At 63.7% G+C, this 16,528-nt stretch carries 12 protein-coding genes and 1 pseudogene; 10 read left to right on the forward strand and 3 right to left on the reverse strand.

What is annotated here, in order from left to right; translation table 11 throughout:
• Nucleotides 1-59: 59 nt before the first annotated feature.
• Nucleotides 60-1,631, reverse strand: a complete 1,572-nt coding sequence (locus JSE7799_RS00130) for a 2-isopropylmalate synthase (RefSeq protein ID WP_055661785.1) — start codon at nt 1,629-1,631, stop codon at nt 60-62.
• 428 nt (nt 1,632-2,059) lie between these two features.
• On the opposite strand from JSE7799_RS00130, the gene JSE7799_RS00135 reads away from it, so the two are divergent.
• The 10 genes from JSE7799_RS00135 (at nt 2,060) to JSE7799_RS00180 (ending at nt 14,728) form a co-directional block, all read left to right on the forward strand.
• Nucleotides 2,060-3,154, forward strand: coding sequence for an IS4 family transposase (locus JSE7799_RS00135; RefSeq protein WP_055661786.1), 1,095 nt, complete (start codon nt 2,060-2,062; stop codon nt 3,152-3,154).
• 13 nt (nt 3,155-3,167) lie between these two features.
• Nucleotides 3,168-3,518 (forward strand): MerR family DNA-binding protein, encoded by a 351-nt coding sequence (locus JSE7799_RS00140; protein ID WP_055661787.1) that lies wholly within the window; start codon nt 3,168-3,170, stop codon nt 3,516-3,518.
• Nucleotides 3,519-3,661: 143 nt separating this feature from the next.
• The gene (locus JSE7799_RS00145) at nt 3,662-4,366 is read left to right on the forward strand and encodes an IS6 family transposase (RefSeq protein WP_055661788.1); all 705 of its coding nucleotides are present in this window, start codon (nt 3,662-3,664) and stop codon (nt 4,364-4,366) included.
• A 346-nt stretch (nt 4,367-4,712) separates the two neighbouring features.
• Entirely contained in the window at nt 4,713-8,060 is a 3,348-nt protein-coding gene (locus JSE7799_RS00150; RefSeq protein WP_055661789.1) for a DEAD/DEAH box helicase, read from the forward strand.
• 62 nt (nt 8,061-8,122) lie between these two features.
• Nucleotides 8,123-8,827: an IS6 family transposase gene (locus tag JSE7799_RS00155; protein WP_055661790.1), complete on the forward strand. Its 705-nt coding sequence runs from the start codon at nt 8,123-8,125 to the stop codon at nt 8,825-8,827.
• 375 nt (nt 8,828-9,202) lie between these two features.
• A complete protein-coding gene (locus tag JSE7799_RS00160; protein ID WP_055661791.1) occupies nt 9,203-10,816 on the forward strand; it encodes a peptide ABC transporter substrate-binding protein in 1,614 nt (537 codons plus the stop codon).
• A 106-nt stretch (nt 10,817-10,922) separates the two neighbouring features.
• A complete protein-coding gene (gene oppB, locus JSE7799_RS00165) occupies nt 10,923-11,840 on the forward strand; it encodes an oligopeptide ABC transporter permease OppB (protein WP_055661792.1) in 918 nt (305 codons plus the stop codon).
• 1 nt (nt 11,841) lies between these two features.
• Nucleotides 11,842-12,756, forward strand: coding sequence for an ABC transporter permease subunit (locus JSE7799_RS00170; protein WP_055661793.1), 915 nt, complete (start codon nt 11,842-11,844; stop codon nt 12,754-12,756).
• A complete protein-coding gene (locus tag JSE7799_RS00175; protein ID WP_055661794.1) occupies nt 12,756-13,724 on the forward strand; it encodes an oligopeptide/dipeptide ABC transporter ATP-binding protein in 969 nt (322 codons plus the stop codon). Before JSE7799_RS00170 ends, JSE7799_RS00175 begins: the two co-directional genes overlap by 1 nt.
• Entirely contained in the window at nt 13,721-14,728 is a 1,008-nt protein-coding gene (locus JSE7799_RS00180) for an oligopeptide/dipeptide ABC transporter ATP-binding protein (protein WP_055661795.1), read from the forward strand. Before JSE7799_RS00175 ends, JSE7799_RS00180 begins: the two co-directional genes overlap by 4 nt.
• A 67-nt stretch (nt 14,729-14,795) precedes the next feature.
• Here the strand turns inward: JSE7799_RS00180 and JSE7799_RS20235 are convergent.
• Together JSE7799_RS20235 and JSE7799_RS00190 are read right to left on the reverse strand one after the other, a co-directional pair.
• A pseudogene (locus JSE7799_RS20235) lies at nt 14,796-14,951 on the reverse strand (IS5/IS1182 family transposase); the annotation flags it as partial.
• A gap of 249 nt (nt 14,952-15,200) precedes the next feature.
• Nucleotides 15,201-16,229, reverse strand: coding sequence for an IS110 family RNA-guided transposase (locus JSE7799_RS00190; protein WP_055661798.1), 1,029 nt, complete (start codon nt 16,227-16,229; stop codon nt 15,201-15,203).
• Nucleotides 16,230-16,528: the final 299 nt, after the last annotated feature.

A 16,528-nucleotide genomic window follows, 5' to 3' on the forward strand; every position in this document is an offset into this window, starting at 1 on the left:
CATCATCCCGGGATCGGCAGGCCCGTCGATTCATGGACCTGCCCCGCCACAAATGCGGCCTAGCCTGCATCCTTGTAGCTGATTTCCCGCGCGTCCTTGCCGCCCTTTTCGCGCCGCACGAGCAGGCGGTTGAGCGCGTTCACATAGGCCCGCACGCTCGCCACCACCGTATCCGTATCCGCCGACTGGCCCGAGACGATGCGGCCGTCCTCCTCCATCCGCACGGTCACGGTCGCCTGCGCGTCGGTGCCTTCGGTCACGGCCGACACCTGATAGAGCTGCAGCCGCGCCGAATGGGAGACCAGTGCCTTGACCGCATTGAACGCCGCATCCACCGGCCCGTCGCCGGTCGCCTCGGAGGAGCGGGCCTCGCCGTCGATATCGAGCGTTACGGCAGCTTCCTGCGGGCCGTCGGTGCCGCAGACCACGCGCACGCGCTCAACCTTGATGCGGTCTTCGCCGGTGCGCTCCTCGTCCTGCATCAGGGCGATCAGGTCTTCGTCGTAGATCTCCTTCTTGCGGTCGGCCAGCGCCTTGAACCGCACGAAGACATCCGCCAGCTGATTGTCGGCCAGCGAGTAGCCCAGCTCCTTGAGCTTCGAGCGCAGGGCGGCGCGGCCCGAATGCTTCCCCATCACCAGCGAGGTCTCGGTCAGGCCCACATCCTCGGGGCGCATGATCTCGAAGGTTTCGGCGTTCTTGAGCATCCCGTCCTGATGGATGCCCGATTCGTGGGCAAAGGCGTTCTTGCCGACGATGGCCTTGTTGAACTGCACCGGGAAACCGGAGACCGAGGCCACGCGGCGCGAAATGGCCATGAGCTTCGTCGAATCCACCCGCGTCTCGTAGGGCATGATGTCGTGACGCACCTTCAGCGCCATCACGACCTCCTCCAGCGCGGTGTTGCCCGCCCGCTCGCCCAAGCCGTTGATCGTGCATTCGATCTGACGCGCGCCGCCCTCGACCGCCGCCAGCGCGTTGGCCGTCGCCATGCCGAGGTCGTTGTGGCAATGCGTGGCGAAGACGACATCGCGTGCGCCCGGCACTTCGGCGATCAGGCGCCGGATCAGGTCCGCGCTTTCGACCGGGGCGGTATAGCCGACCGTGTCGGGGATGTTGATCGTCGTGGCCCCGGCGCGGATCGCGATCTCGACCACGCGGGCGAGGTAATCCCACTCCGTCCGCGTCGCGTCCATCGGCGACCATTGCACGTCGTCGCACAGGTCGCGCGCATGGCTGACGGTGTCGTGGATGCGGTCGGCCATCTCATCCATCGTCAGGTTCGGGATGGCGCGGTGCAAGGGCGAAGTGCCGATGAAGGTGTGGATGCGCGGCTTGCCGGCATGCCGCACCGCTTCCCAGCAGCGGTCGATATCTTTGAGATTGGCGCGCGCCAGACCGCAGATCGTGGAGTCGCGACTGCGCTCCGCTATGGCCTTCACGGCAGCGAAGTCGCCCTCGGACGCGATCGGGAAGCCCGCCTCAATCACATCCACGCCCATCTCGTCGAGCATCGCGGCGATCTCGAGCTTTTCGTCATGCGTCATGGTCGCGCCGGGCGATTGTTCGCCGTCACGCAGCGTGGTGTCGAAGATGATGACGCGGTTTTCGGGGCGGGTCGGGGAGCTCATGGGCTGGTCCTGTCTGTCTGGAGGTTTCTTCCGGCGCTGATCACTCCCGAGCGGTCGCGCCGAGTGGCACGCTCAGGAGCGGCTAAGAAGAAGGTCCAGGATCAGGTTCGCCGTCATGAGAGGAATGATACGCAAAGATGCGGTGATGTGAACCCCGAAAATCGCGTTGATTTTCCCCGGCGTTGGCATCCGCCGAAGACACTGCAATCCGCTCGCCCTGACGTGTCCGGTGCTAAGCTGCAGCTAGCGTTTGGCGGCTCAAACCTTTATCCCGGATAATTCACGAGAAGGCGGCGGAGGTGGCGTAACCGTCTGAAACTCTGTATTTTTTGGTTATCGACGCCAAAGATTCCACACTACACGACACAGTGCTGGCTGAGGGCGGCTGGATGGATTCAACTGGACGACTCCGACCAAGGAAACATCCGATGCTTCACCACGCCATCTCCGCCCTCACGAATATCCTGCGTCCAGATCTCGACTTGAGCAAGAGCCGTCTGGAGACGCTTTGCATGATCGTCATCGGCATGGTCAGCGCGCGCAGCGTGAACCTCGGCCATCTTGCCTGCGAACGACCGGGATCGGCCCTGACCTCGTCAACATACCGTCGGTTGCAACGCTTCTTCCAGCACGTCCATCTCGACGAGGACTGGTCGCTCCCGCTTCTGGTCCGGCTGTTGGGCCTGAACAAATCGTGGCTGCTCGCGCTCGACCGCACCAACTGGCAGATCGGCAAGACCGAGGTGAACTTTCTCGTGCTCGCAGTCGTCACCCGTCGTTTCCGCGTCCCCCTGGTCTGGAGCCTGATCGAAGGCCGCGGGTGTTCCGACACCGACATGCGCATCGCCCTGATGGAGCGATATCTCGCGAATTTTCCCGCGACGACCATCCGTCTGCTGCTTGCCGATCGCGAGTTTGTCGGCGCAGGCTGGATGGAATTTCTTAGTAAAAACAATATCCCCTTTGCTATCCGCGTAAGGGGAAATCTTCGCATTACGACCGAGGACGGTCACGACCTTACCTTGCGCGCAAGGCTGCGCCTGGCCCGCCGTGGCCGGGCTTTTCGCGCCCGCCTCGGCACACGCGAGGACGCAGCCGCCAGCAATACGCCGCTCCTGAACGTCGCGGCCAAGCCGCTCAAGGGAGAGTGGTTGATCGTGGTTACCAACGTCGCGCCGCGCACCGCGCTCGAAACCTACCGCAAACGTTGGGCGATCGAATGTCTGTTCGGCGATGCCAAGACGCGTGGCCTCAACCTCGAGGACACACGTCTCACCGATCCACGCAAACTCGCTCTGCTCATGTCCCTTGTCGCGCTTGCCCTTGCCTGGGCCGGTCGCGCCGCCGCAGACCTTCTCGGCAAGCGCGCGCCGCCGCGCAAAAGCCACGGCCACTACGCCAGATCCTGGTTTCGAACCGGCTTCGACCACATCCGAAGCCGCCTCAGAGCCGATCCCCTCGACGCCATCGCGTCGTGGCAGAGGATCAACCCAGAAGCACGAAAGCCCTGCGGAGTCGTGTAGTGTGCGCCATGATATGCCGCCCCTCAGGGCATCACCAACTTTCGCGCGTTTCTCGGCGGAGAATGGGTATCGCGACTATTCCAACGAGGACGTCCACCGGCTCCGCTTCGTCCAGCGTTCCCGCAGCCTCGGCTTCTCGGTCGAGGAATGCAGGCAACTGCTCTCCCTCTACACCGACCGCGATCGCGCCAGCGCGGATGTGAAGGCGATCGCGACCGAGAAGCTCGGCGAGATCGACCGCAAGATCGCGGAATTGACCGGGTTGCGGGAGATGCTCGGGCATCTCGTCGAGACCTGTCACGGAGACGCCCGGCCGGACTGCCCGATCATCGACGGGCTCTCCGGCAAGTCGCGCGACCACTAGGAGCCAAGGGATTGGAACAATGATGGGCGTGAAATACGTCTTCTTTCGATGAACACCTCGTATTGGCTCACGCGAGCGCACCGATGGGCCTTGTCAAAAGAACTTCGCTTGAGGCGGAGCGGGCGGCTGGATAGCTTCGTCGCATGACCAAGCGCAGCCCCTTCAAGTACTTCAAGACCAGCTCCGAGATCATCCGGCTGGCGGTGATGATGTACGTCCGTTTCCCGCTGTCGCTGCGGAACGTCGAGGATCTGCTGCACGAGCGCGGCGTCGACGTCAGCCACGAGACGGTGCGCTTCTGGTGGCATCGCTTCGGGCCGCTATTCGCGGGCGAGATCCGGAAGCGACGCATTGAGGGCATGAAGTCGAGCCGCTGGCGCTGGCACCTCGACGAGATGTTCGTGAAGATCAACGGCGAGCAGCACTACCTCTGGCGGGCGGTCGATCATGAGGGCGAGGTGCTGGAAAGCTTGGTCACGAAGACGCGGGACAAGAAGGCCGCGCTGAAATTCCTCAGAAAAGCAATGAAGAAGCACGGGCGAGCAGATGTCCTCGTGACGGACAAGCTTCGCTCCTACGGCGCGGCCCTGAAGGACCTCGGCATGGCGGACCGGCAGGAGACCGGTCGATGGCTGAACAACCGCGCGGAGAATTCGCACCTGCCGTTCCGACGACGCGAGAGGGCCATGCAGCGCTTTCGGCGAATGCGAAGTCTGCAGAAGTTTGCCGCCGTCCACGCCTCCGTCTCGAACCACTTCAACCAGGAACGCAGCCTCTCCAGCCGAGACATCTTCAAGACCAACCGCACCGCCGCTCTCGCCGAGCGGCGCGGTCTTTGCGCAGGATAATGGCCAGGCCCCCTGCCCTTCCTGAGACTGATTCAATTTAGTCTGCCAGCACCCCCCGAGGTACTGTCAGGGCGTCACAGCTCGATAGTCTGATTGGGCCCCGGCAAGCGGACTTCATCAGGGCCAGCGGTCACATGCACCGCGCGCACAGGCCGGACAAATGACCGCAACCTGCTTTGATCCACGTCACTCGACAAAACCCTTGCAAAACAGGAGCCGTCCACAAATGACACCACCCGCCATGGAACTGCGCTTCCGAGATCGTGCAGTGCGTCTCGGCAGGCCCGATCACGACACCCCGGAGCGGGTCCTTTCCGGCGACCGGCGGGCGCGTTAGGAACGGCCCATGGACATCCGGCTGAGTGATCATTTCGACGGGGCGGCGCTGCAGCGCGGGCTTGACTATGCGCGGCGCGGTCTCGTCGTCTCGGTTGATGAATCGGCGGACGGTGCGCTCGCGTCGCAGGTGTCGAACGGACGCGGAACCACGTATCATCAACGGATCGCCCTCGGCGATGGATGGCTGGACGGGGACTGCTCCTGCCCGATTGGCCACAATTGCAAGCATGTGGCCGCGGTGCTGATGACATGGGCCGCACAGCAAAACGAGCGCCCCGGCCTTGCGGCCCCGGTGCAGGGCTGGCTCAGACGGGTCACGGAGGCCGCGCAGCCGCGACACCTGCCGGAGGCGCGGCCCGAAGATTACCCGGACAATGTCAAGGATCGCCTGCTCTACGTGCTGTCGCCGCATGGCGCGCAGGTGCGGATCGACATCTGCAAGGGGCGGATCAACGCGGCGGGCACCGGGCTCAACAAGTCCATCCGGCGCTATGACGCGGCGCACGCCCTGCGCAGCACCGGCCCGGCGAAGTTCATTCGCCCGCTGGACCTGGAACTGCTGTCGGCGCTGGCACAGGCGCGGCTCTGGGATGCGAGCTACAGTTACGGGCTGCCCGATCTGCTGCGCCCCAAGGGGCAGGACGCCATCGCGCTGATCCGCCGGCTCTGCGACACCGGCAGATTTCTGCACGACACTGTTCCGGGCGCGCAACTGAACTGGTCCGAGGACCGGCCCGCAGCGCGCCTCGCGTGGCGAATGGCGGCAGATGGCCGCCAGCGGCTGAGCTTCGTCGAGGCCGACGGACAGCCTTTGCATCTGCGCAGCCTCGATGGCGCGGCGCTCTGGGTGGATCCTGCGAAAGGACGGATAGGGGCGCTGGAGGGGGCCGTCGATGCCGACGCGCTGCAACTGGTGGAGGCCAGCCCCGATATCGCTCCGAACGAAACCGAGGCCCTGGGTGTTTCGTTGCCCGATACGCTCGCGGGGCTGGACCTGCCGCGCCCGCGCACGGTCCGGCAGACCCGGCGCAAGGCGAAGCAGCGGGTCGCCCGGCTGATCCTCGGCCGCGAGTCCGCCCGTGACGGGCCGCGGTTTTACGGCACGGCCATGCAGTTGCCCACGCTCACCCTGCGTTTCGTCTATGACGGACAGGAGGTCGCAGAGGGGGGCGCCGATCCGCAGATGGTCGGGGACGGCGAGATCGTGACCCTCACACGCGATTCCCGCTGGGAGGCCGCCTGTGCCACGCGGCTGATGGAGGCCGGCGCGCTGCCCGTGGAGGAACTGGAAATCCATTGGCCCGGCGAGCGCATGATGGACTGCGATTTCGTCTTCGCCGATGGCGAGATGAACCTGCAAACGCTGGAGGTCTCGGACGAACGCGCGGCGCTGGATTTCGCCTTTCACGTGGTGCCCGAATTGCGCCGCGACGGTTGGGAGGTGATCGAGACGCCGACATGGCCCTATCGCCTGAGCGAGGAGGCGGCCGAGCTGACGGTCACGACCGAGGCCGAGGCCGGCGAGGCGTTTCAGGGCAACGACTGGTTCTCGCTGGGATTTCAGGCCGAGATCGGCGGCAAGCCGGTGGATGTGGCACCGCTGGTTGCGGCCTTCCTGGAACAGATCCGCGAGGACTGGGACGAGGTGCCGGATGTCGATACGCTCAGGCAGCACCTGATCGACCGGCCCGTCTATCTGGACCGTGGCAAGGCGGGATATGTCGCGCTGGATCTCAGCCCGCTGGCGCCCCTGCTGCACCTGTTCCTGACCCACCACACCGAACTCGGCGCGCTGCACCCGTCCGATGCCAACGTCGCAAGGCTGGCCGAGGAGGCGCTGGCAGGCAGCGGCATCCGCTTTGCAGACAATGTCGGGATCCTGCCGCTGGCGCGCAGCCTGCAGGCGTTGGCCGAGGCCGACAGCTTCGAACCGCCCGAGGGCCTGACAGCGCAACTTCGAAGCTATCAGGCCTACGGCGCCGCCTGGATGGGCACTCTGCTGGAGGCCGGGTTCGGCGGCGTGCTGGCCGATGACATGGGGTTGGGCAAGACTGTGCAGACGCTGGCGCTGTTGCAGGCGCGGCGGGAGGCCGGCGCGGCTGGTCCGGCGCTGCTGATCGTGCCGACCAGCCTGCTCTACGGCTGGCAGGCGCAGGCCATGCAGTTCACCCCGGATCTGCGTCTCGTGGTTCTGCACGGCCCCGACCGCGCGGCCCTGCGCGACGCCGCGTTGCAGGCCGATCTGGTGATGACGACCTATCCGCTGCTGGCGCGCGACCGTGACTGGCTGGCGGCGCAGGACTGGCCGCTGGTCATCCTGGACGAGGCGCAGACGCTGAAGAACCCCGCCTCGCAGATGGCGAAAACCCTGCGCGAGATCCCAGCACGCGGGCGGCTGGCCCTGACGGGCACGCCGCTGGAAAACTCGCTGCAGGATCTCTGGACGCTGATAGACTGGGTCAACCCGGGCCTGCTGGGAGATCGCAAGCGATTCCAGGCGCTGTTCCGCACGCCGATCGAGAAACACGGCGATGCCGCCGCGCAGGCCCGGCTGAACCGTCGCCTGCGCCCGTTCATGCTGCGCCGCACAAAAGAGGCGGTCGCCACCGAACTGCCGCCCCGGACCGAGATCCTCGATCGCGTCGACCTGCCGAAGCCGCAGCAGGCGCTTTACGAGACAGTGCGCAGCGCGATGGATGCCCGCGTACGAGAGGCCATTGCCAAACGGGGGGCGGCGGCGGCCCGGATCACGGTCCTCGACGCGCTCCTGAAGTTGCGGCAGGTTTGCTGCGACCCCGCGCTGGTCAAGACCGAGGCCGCCCGCTCCGTCACCGACAGCGCCAAGCGTGCCCGGCTGCGCGACCTTCTGGGCGAGCTGGTCGCTGAGGGGCGCCGCGTACTGGTCTTCTCGCAATTCGTCGAGATGCTGCGCTTGATCGAGGCCGATCTGGCCGCAGCGGGGATTTCCCATTTGACCCTGACGGGGCAGACGCAGAACCGCGCGCAGGTCCTCGACAGCTTCGCGCAAGGCGAAGCGGCGGTGTTCCTGCTCAGCCTCAAGGCGGGCGGCGTCGGCCTGACCCTGACCGAAGCCGACACGGTGATCCTTTACGATCCGTGGTGGAATCCGGCAGTCGAGCGTCAGGCGATGGACCGCACCCACCGCATCGGGCAGGACAAGCCGGTCTTCGTCCATCGGCTCGTGGCAGCCGGCACCGTCGAGGAAAAGATCCTCGACATGCAGGCCCGCAAACAGGCGCTTGCCGATGCGTTGTTCGACGAAGACGGCGGCGCGACCGAGACGCTGCTGGACGAAGCCACCCTGCAGGATCTCTTCGCCCCGCTGAACGGATGACCAGAGGGCTTGTCAGAAGAACTTCGCTTGAGGCGGAGCAGGCGGCTGGCTAGGCTCCCCGCATGACCAAGCGCAGCCCCTTCAAGTACTTCAAGACGATCTCCGAGATCATCCGGCTGGCGGTGATGATGTATGTCCGCTTCCCGCTGTCGCTTCGGAACGTCGAGGATCTGCTCCATGAGCGCGGCGTCGACGTCAGCCACGAGACGGTGCGCTTCTGGAGGCATCGCTTCGGGCCGCTATTCGCGGGCGAGATCCGCAAGCGACGCATCGAGGGCCTGAAATCGAGCCGCTGGCGCTGGCACCTCGACGAGATGTTCGTGAAGATCAACGGCGAGCAGCACTACCTCTGGCGGGCGGTCGATCATGAGGGCGAAGTGCTGGAAAGCTTCGTCACGAAGACGCGGGACAAGAAGGCTGCGCTGAAATTCCTCAGAAAAGCAATGAAGAAGCACGGCCGAGCAGATGTCCTCGTGACGGACAAGCTTCGCTCCTACGGCGCGGCTCTGAAGGACCTCGGCATGACGGACCGGCAGGAGACCGGTCGGTGGCTGAACAACCGCGCGGAGAATTTGCACCTGCCGTTCCGACGACGCGAGAGGGCCATGCAGCGCTTCCGGCGGATGCGAAGTCTGCAGAAGTTCGCCGCCGTCCACGCCTCCGTCTCGAACCACTTCAACCAGGAACGCAGCCTCTCCAGCCGAGACATCTTCAAGACCAACCGCACCGCCGCTCTCGCCGAGTGGCGCGGTCTTTGCGCAGGATAATAGTCAGGCCCCCTGCCCTTCCTGAGACTGGTTCGAATTAGTCTGCCAGCACCTATCAGAGGGCTTTGGACCCTGTTCGGATGACAAAACTTACAACTGGTTGAAAGTGGTCAAGGTGCCTATCGCATCCCACACGGGCCGATGAGGAAGGTCGCTCTTGTTCGGTGCAGGATAGAGCCGGCTGAAACGGGAAATATTAGTGCGGCTGGGCCACCATGATCGTTCCCGCCGCCCCGTTTCATCCCATCCGCTCGCAGCAACACTTCACGTTGCACGATGACGCCGGGAAAGCGCTTGCAACCTGGGGGTTGGTTTGTCTGTGTTGCACGGATTGCGGTGCGATCAGACACCGGATTCAACCAAAGGGAGTTCGCCGTGAAGTTTTCCAAATTCCTTGCCTCGACGGCCCTGGTCGCCGGACTGACCCTCCAAGCTCACGCGGCGGACGTGCCCGACGATGTGACCCTTGCCGACGATCAGACCTTCACGTTCTGGCTTCTGGACGCGATCAAGTCGATGGACCCGCAGATCAACACCGATGTCGAAGGCTCGGATGTGCTGCGCAACCTGTTCGAGGGGTTGTACAATGAGGACAGCGACGGCCAACTGGTGCCCGGTGTGGCGCTCGATCACATCGTGTCGGACGACGGCCTGACCTATACCTTCAATCTGCGGGACGACGCGCGCTGGTCGAACGGTGAGCCGGTGACGGCGAACGACTTTGTCTATTCCTGGCGCCGCCTTGCCGACCCGGCCACCGCATCGGAATACGCTTGGTACATGGAGCTGATGCAGGTTGAGAATGCCAGCGCCGTCATCGCGGGCGACATGGCCCCCGACGAATTGGGCGTGCGGGCCGTCGACGATCACACCTTCGAGGTGACGATCTCCACGCCCCTGCCCTACTTTCCGCAAATGCTGGTCCATGCTTCGACCTTTCCGGTGCTGGAATCGGTCGTGGCCGAGCACGGCGACGACTGGACCGACGCCGGCACGCTGGTCGGCAACGGCGCCTACACCTTGACCCAGCATACGCTGGGCGAGCGCGTCGTGATGGAGAAGAACGACACCTACTGGGATTCCGACAACACGGTGATGACCGAGTTGGTGGCGCTGACGATCAACGATGTGAACCAGGGCCTGACCCGCTATCTCGCCGGCGAACTGGACCGCGTCGATGTTCCCGCCGGTCAATATCCGCGACTGAAGGCGGAATATCCCGCTCAGGCCAGCTCAACCCCCTACAACTGCTCCTACATCTACATGCTGAACGTCGGCGAAAAGGGCCCGGAGGCGCTGAAGGACGCGCGGGTACGTCAGGCGCTCGCCTACGGCATCGACCGTGACATCATTGTCGAGCGCATCCTGCAGGGCGGCCAGCGTCCGTCCTATAACTGGACGCACTGGGCCATCGCCGGGTTCGAGCGCCCTCAGCTTGAATGGGCGAACATGACACAGCCCGAGCGGATGGAGCGTGCGCACGAGCTTCTGGACGAGGCCGGCTACGGCCCCGACAACCCGCTCGAGCTGACGCTGCAATACAACACGTCGGAAGATCACAAGAAGATCGCCATCGCGGTGTCGCAGATGCTCAAGCCTCTGGGCGTGAACCTCACGCTCGACAACTACGAGTGGAAGGTCCACACGGATCGGATGCAGTCGCAAGACTTCGACATGGCGCGCTACGCTTGGTGCGGCGACTACAACGAGGCGTCTACTTACCTCGACCTGTTCACCTCCTATTCGGGTCACAACAGCGGTGAGTTCTACAACGTCGAGTACGATCGCGTGATGGGCGAGTCCAAGACCGCCGAGAACCCGCTGCCGCTATACCAAGAGGCCGAGGAAATCCTGGGCGAAGAGATGCCGATCATTCCGATCTATCACTACGCCAATGTCGACATGGTCCGGGATGACATCCGCGGCCTGCCGCAGAACAACGTCAACCAGACATGGTATGGCAAGGACCTGTACCGCGTCGCGGATTGATCATCACGCGAGGGGCTGAACTTCATGCCGAGGTTCGGCCCCTCGTCCTCTCCTCTGCTTCACTCGTAGCGGGGCGCATGACGCCTCGACAGGCTTTGTTCGTCCCATGTTGACCTATATCTTGAAACGCATCGCCATCGCGATCCCGACACTCCTGGTGTTGATCGTGGTGTCCTACGTTCTGATGTATATGGCCCCTGGCGGGCCGTTCACATCCGAGCGCGAGCTGCCCCCCCAGGTTCTGGCCAATCTCAACGCGAAATACGGACTGGACCAACCGTTGTGGCGGCAGATCGCGACCTATGTGTGGAACATCGTGACAGATTTCGATTTCGGACCCTCCTTCGTCTATAAGGACCGGTCGGTGAACGAGATCATCGCCCAAGGCTTTCCGATCACCCTGACCTACGGCGTGCTGTCGTTCCTTCTGGCGGTGATCGTCGGCGTCAGCCTCGGAGTCGCGGCCGCCGTTCGTCACAACTCGGCCCTGGACTATGCCGCCGTCGGCGTGTCGATCGGCGCGCAGGTACTGCCGAACTTCGTCATGGCTCCAATCCTCGTTCTTGTCTTCACGCTGTGGCTGGGCTGGCTCCCGGGTGGCGGATGGCAGGGCCCGGAATATTGGATCCTGCCGGTCATCGCGCTGTCGACGTCCTTCATGGCCTCGATCGCCCGGATCACGCGGTCCTCGATGCTGGAGGTTCTGACCCAGAACCATATCCGCACGGCCCGAGCCAAGGGCCTGCCGGAGCGTCGCATCATCCTTCGTCATGCCCTGAAGCCGGCGATGCTGCCGGTGATCTCCTATCTCGGGCCCGCCTTCGTCGGCATGATCACCGGTTCGGTCGTGGTGGATATCTATTTCTCGACCGGGGGCATCGGGAAGGCCTTCGTCGATAGCGCCCTGAACCGCGACTATGCCGTGATGATGGGGGTGACGATCCTCATGGGCACCCTGACCATCCTGTTCAATCTGATCGTGGACATCCTTTATGGGTGGATCGATCCCAAGATCCGGTTCTGACATGGTAAGCACCACTGAGCAGCGCACCGCTACACAGGTCGGCCCCAGGAAGGGCCGATCCCCTTGGGCGGACGCGCGCCGCCGCTTCCTGCGCAACAAGGCGGCCATGGGCGGCCTGATCCTCCTTCTGTTCGTTGCGGCTTTCGCGCTTTTCGGCGACGTGCTGGCGCAGTACTCGAACGAGGAGCTGGACTACATGGTGATGGGCCAGATCGTCGAACTCGGCGGTCCGTCCATCGCATCGGGCCACTATTTTGGCACCGACGATCTGGGCCGCGACCTGTATGCCCGGACGGTTCAGGGGACACAGATCAGTCTCGCGGTCGGCGTCGTCGGCGCCCTGATCGCAGTGATCGTCGGCACGATCTACGGTGCGACGGCGGGGTATGTCGGCGGCCGTACCGACAGCATCATGATGCGGCTCGTCGACATCTTCATGGCTGTCCCCTACATGTTCGTCCTGATCCTGCTTCTGGTCATGTACGGCCGCTCGATCACGATCCTGTTCGTCGGCGTCGGCCTGATCTCTTGGATGGAGATGGCCCGCATCGTTCGCGGGCAGACGCTGAGCCTCAAGGGCCGCGAATTCATCGAGGCGGCGCAGGCGACCGGCGTCGCGGCTCCCGTCATCATTGCCCGTCACATCGTACCGAACCTGCTCGGCGTCATCGCCGTCTATACCACGCTGCTGGTGCCGCTGATGATCCTGACGGAATCGTTCATCTCGTTCCTCGGCCTGGGCGTGCAGGAACCGATGACGTCGCTCGGCGCGCTCATCTCCGAGGGCGCGGGCACCATCGCCTACGGGACGACGTGGCAGTTGGGCTTCCCGCTTCTGTTCTTCGTCCTGACGCTGTTCGGCTTCTTCTTCGTAGGCGACGGCCTGCGCGACGCACTCGATCCCAAGGACCGCTGATGGCCCTACTCGATATCGACAACCTCTCCGTCACGTTCGACACCGATGATGGTCCTGTTTACGCGGTCAGCGAGTTGTCCCTGTCCATCGACAGAGGTCAGACGTTGGGCATCGTTGGCGAATCCGGCTCCGGCAAGTCGCAAACGGCCTTCGCGATCATGGGCCTGTTGGCCGGAAACGGACGCACGGCGGGCTCGGTGCGCTTTGACGGGCAGGAACTGCTGACCGCGTCGAAGAAGCAGATGAACGCTTTGCGGGCGCATCGCATCGCGATGATCTTCCAAGACCCGATGACTTCGCTGAACCCATACATGCGGATTTCGGACCAGATGGCCGAGGTGCTCACGCTGCACCAGGGCATGTCCAAGCGCGATGCGGTCGCCGAGGCGACCCATATGCTCGACGCCGTCCGCATCCCGTCCGCCGCCGAACGCATCCGCCTGTTTCCGCACGAATTCTCCGGCGGGATGCGGCAACGGGTAATGATCGCAATGTCATTGCTGTGCAAACCCGACCTGCTGATCGCGGACGAGCCCACGACCGCGCTAGACGTGACCGTTCAGGCCCAGATCATGAACCTGCTGGCCGACCTGCAACGCGAATTCGACATGGCCACTATCCTGATCACCCACGACCTCGGCGTCGTGGCGGGCTTCTGCGAGCGTGTCACGGTCATGTACGGCAGCCGCGTGATGGAGGAAGGACCAACCGATCCGCTGTTCGCGAAGCCGACGCACCCCTATACGCTCGGCCTGCTGGGGGCGGTGCCGCGCATCGACGACGAAGATGCACAGATGACAGCGATCGTGGGCAATCCGCCGAACATGGCCGATCCCCCCTCTGGCTGCCCATTCCATCCGCGCTGCGATTTCGCCGGCGACGATTGCCTGACGATGCCGCCGCTTGAACCTTTTGCCGAAGGCCGCGCCCGCGCTTGTCGCCGCCCCGTCGAGAAGATCGCCCCATGAGCTCGCTGCTGTCCGTTCGCGATCTGCGCGTCACCTTTCCGATCACCCGCGCAGGCGACATGCCGTGGACCGCACCGCGTCAGCTTCGGGCTGTGAATGGTATCGACTTCGATCTGGAGGCGGGAAAGACCCTTGGCGTCGTCGGCGAATCCGGTTGCGGAAAGTCCACTCTCGCCCGCGGATTGATCCAGATGGTGCCCGCCTCCGGACAGGTCGTCTGGCGCGGAGAGACCGACCTGCTGTCCCTGTCCCGGCGGCAGATGAAGCGCTACCGATCCGAGATCCAGATGGTATTTCAGGACCCGCTTGCGTCCCTCAACCCGCGTATGACCTTGGGCCAGATCATCGCCGAGCCGCTGAAGACGCACCGCTCTGATCTCTCGTCGGAAGAACGCCGGCGCCGCGTCGCTGCGATGATGGAACGTGTCGGGCTGCTGCCGCAGATGATAAACCGCTATCCCCACGAGTTTTCCGGCGGCCAGTGTCAACGTATCGGCATCGCCCGCGCCCTGGTGATGGAGCCGAAGCTCTTGATCTGCGACGAGCCGGTTTCGGCGCTGGACGTCTCGATCCAGGCGCAAGTGGTCGATCTTCTCAAGGATCTCCAACGCGATCTCGGGCTCGCAATGATCTTCATTGCGCACGATCTGAGCGTGGTAAAGCACATCTCGGAGGAGGTGATGGTGCTGTATCTCGGTCGGGTGATGGAAAAAGCGCCGAAATCCGCGCTTTTTGCGGATCCTCAGCATCCCTATACGCAGGCGCTGATGTCGGCGGTTCCCATTCCGGATCCCGTTGCGGAACGTGCGAAGAAAGTCATCGCGCTGGATGGAGATCTCCCGTCGCCAATGGCTCCGCCGTCGGGCTGCGTGTTCCGGACCAGATGCCCGCGCGCCCAGTCCGAATGTGCGCAGACGGTACCGCAGCCCGGCACCGACGCACATCGTACTGCTTGCCTATTTCCGGGACCTACGAAGCAGTCGGAACTTGGCCACGAGATGTAAAGGGAGGCGGTAGGACTCTGCTTCACAAATCGGCTGATGGCCAAGCCACGCCTTTCGCCGGACGGACTTATCCTACGGCTTCCGGGACGGGTTTCCCAAGCGCTGTGTAGCCGTTCATGACGGCGATACGGGCTTGGACCTCCGCGACCTGTCGGTCGAAGCCCCGCGCCATCAGACGCTGCCCGAGCAGTTTCATCCCGGCTTCTGTGGTTGCCGCCCGTGATGCAAGAGCTTTTTGAACCTGTTGACGTGTGATCGAGGCGGTCTTCTGTCAGGCCTCGGTATGCGGCAGTTACAGAAGCCGCGGGCCGGTATGGTGATCTGCGGATCAGGTCCAAATCTTATTCCCGAGCTTTTCAGCTCCAAGCCGGGAGCTGGTTTTCCCGATCCAGATCTGTTCGATCGTTGCGCCCATTCAGGTCATCGGCTTCTCACACCTTGGCACCGACACTGGTTGGCTACGACATGATATTCATGCCGCCGCCGCCAGCGCCGGATCTCTGTAATTCTCGTTCTTCGTCAGCATCGCCCAGAGTTGCCGCGCCATCTTGTTCGCAAGCGCAATCGCGACCAACATCTTCGGCTTTCTGGCCAGCATCCGCCCGAGCCAGTTCTCCACCGGAAGCTTTTGACGTGCGCGTCCCATAATCCGTGTCATCGCCCCGATGATCAGAAGCCGTCGGATGTCGCTCTGGCCGGCCTTCGAGATGCGCCCAAGCCGCTCCTTGCCGCCCGAAGAATGCTGGCGTGGCACGAGCTCCAGCCAAGCTGCAAAGTCTCGGCCACACTTGAACTGCGCCATGTCGGGCGCGAAGGCCTCGACCGCCAGCGCCGTCAGGGGCCCGACCCCCGGCATCGTCTGCAGTCGACGCGCCGTGTCCGTCTCGGCCGCGAGGGCCTTCAGCCCTTTGGTCTTCGCGTCGATCCTTTCCGTCTTCTCAGCAATCTGCGCCAGCAAGTCCTGGCATTCCGCAATGATCAGCGACGGCAGATCGGACGCGGGATCATCCATCAGCGCCTCGATCCGCTTCAGATGAACAAGGCCGGTCGGGAATACATGGCCGTATTCGTAGAGAACGGCCCGCAGCGCGTTCACGAGCTCGGTGCGCTGATGGACCAGGCGCTCTCGGCTCCGGAACATTACCGCCTTTGCCTGCTGCTCCGCCGTCTTCGGCGCGACGAAGCGCATCTCCGGCTGGCGCGCGGCGATCACGATCGCCTCGGCATCAGCCGCGTCGTTTTTCTGACGCTTGACGAAGGGCCTGACGTATTGCGGCGCGATAAGTTTCGCTTCATGGCCGAGCGATTCCATCTCCCGCGCCCAGTAACTGGCGCTACCGCAAGCCTCGAACACGACAATGCACGCGGGCTGCTCGAACATGAACCGCCGGAACTGCTCCCGCGTCAGCTTCTTCCGGAACTTCACCTGCCCCGTCATCGAAGCTCCGTGCACTTGGAAAACTCGCTTTGCCAAGTCCACCCCGATCATCGTATCCTTCATCTCGCCGTCCTCCTCGCTGCGTGGCGTTGAACACCACGACCATGGCACATTGCGATGCCGTCTGGGGAGGGCGGCAACCATCCCATCTCCAAAGATGTAGGCCCAGGCGTAGCGGCAGTCCTTCGGTGCCCGCCGGCGCGTCCCCTTGCGGGCCCAGAGACGCGCGAGCGTCCCCTGTTGGCCAACGCGCGCCTCATCTTGGAACCAGACCTCCAGAGGCTTTTCCTTTGCCTCCTCAGGCAGGGCCGTGCGCACCAGTTCTGGAAAGTTTTTTATATAGCTCCTGGGCGTCTGGATCG

It is taken from the genome of Jannaschia seosinensis (genome assembly GCF_001408515.1).
GTDB lineage: Bacteria > Pseudomonadota > Alphaproteobacteria > Rhodobacterales > Rhodobacteraceae > Jannaschia > Jannaschia seosinensis.

Bases quoted from the DNA above. Each gene is read 5' to 3' on its own strand.
- JSE7799_RS00130 (WP_055661785.1), bottom strand. From the start codon at position 1,631: ATGAGCTCCCCGACCCGCCCCGAAAACCGCGTCATCATCTTCGACACC.
- JSE7799_RS00135 (WP_055661786.1), top strand. From the start codon at position 2,060: ATGCTTCACCACGCCATCTCCGCCCTCACGAATATCCTGCGTCCAGAT.
- JSE7799_RS00140 (WP_055661787.1), top strand. From the start codon at position 3,168: ATGCCGCCCCTCAGGGCATCACCAACTTTCGCGCGTTTCTCGGCGGAG.
- JSE7799_RS00145 (WP_055661788.1), top strand. From the start codon at position 3,662: ATGACCAAGCGCAGCCCCTTCAAGTACTTCAAGACCAGCTCCGAGATC.
- JSE7799_RS00150 (WP_055661789.1), top strand. From the start codon at position 4,713: ATGGACATCCGGCTGAGTGATCATTTCGACGGGGCGGCGCTGCAGCGC.
- JSE7799_RS00155 (WP_055661790.1), top strand. From the start codon at position 8,123: ATGACCAAGCGCAGCCCCTTCAAGTACTTCAAGACGATCTCCGAGATC.
- oppB (WP_055661792.1), top strand. From the start codon at position 10,923: ATGTTGACCTATATCTTGAAACGCATCGCCATCGCGATCCCGACACTC.
- JSE7799_RS00170 (WP_055661793.1), top strand. From the start codon at position 11,842: ATGGTAAGCACCACTGAGCAGCGCACCGCTACACAGGTCGGCCCCAGG.
- JSE7799_RS00175 (WP_055661794.1), top strand. From the start codon at position 12,756: ATGGCCCTACTCGATATCGACAACCTCTCCGTCACGTTCGACACCGAT.
- JSE7799_RS00180 (WP_055661795.1), top strand. From the start codon at position 13,721: ATGAGCTCGCTGCTGTCCGTTCGCGATCTGCGCGTCACCTTTCCGATC.
- JSE7799_RS00190 (WP_055661798.1), bottom strand. From the start codon at position 16,229: ATGAAGGATACGATGATCGGGGTGGACTTGGCAAAGCGAGTTTTCCAA.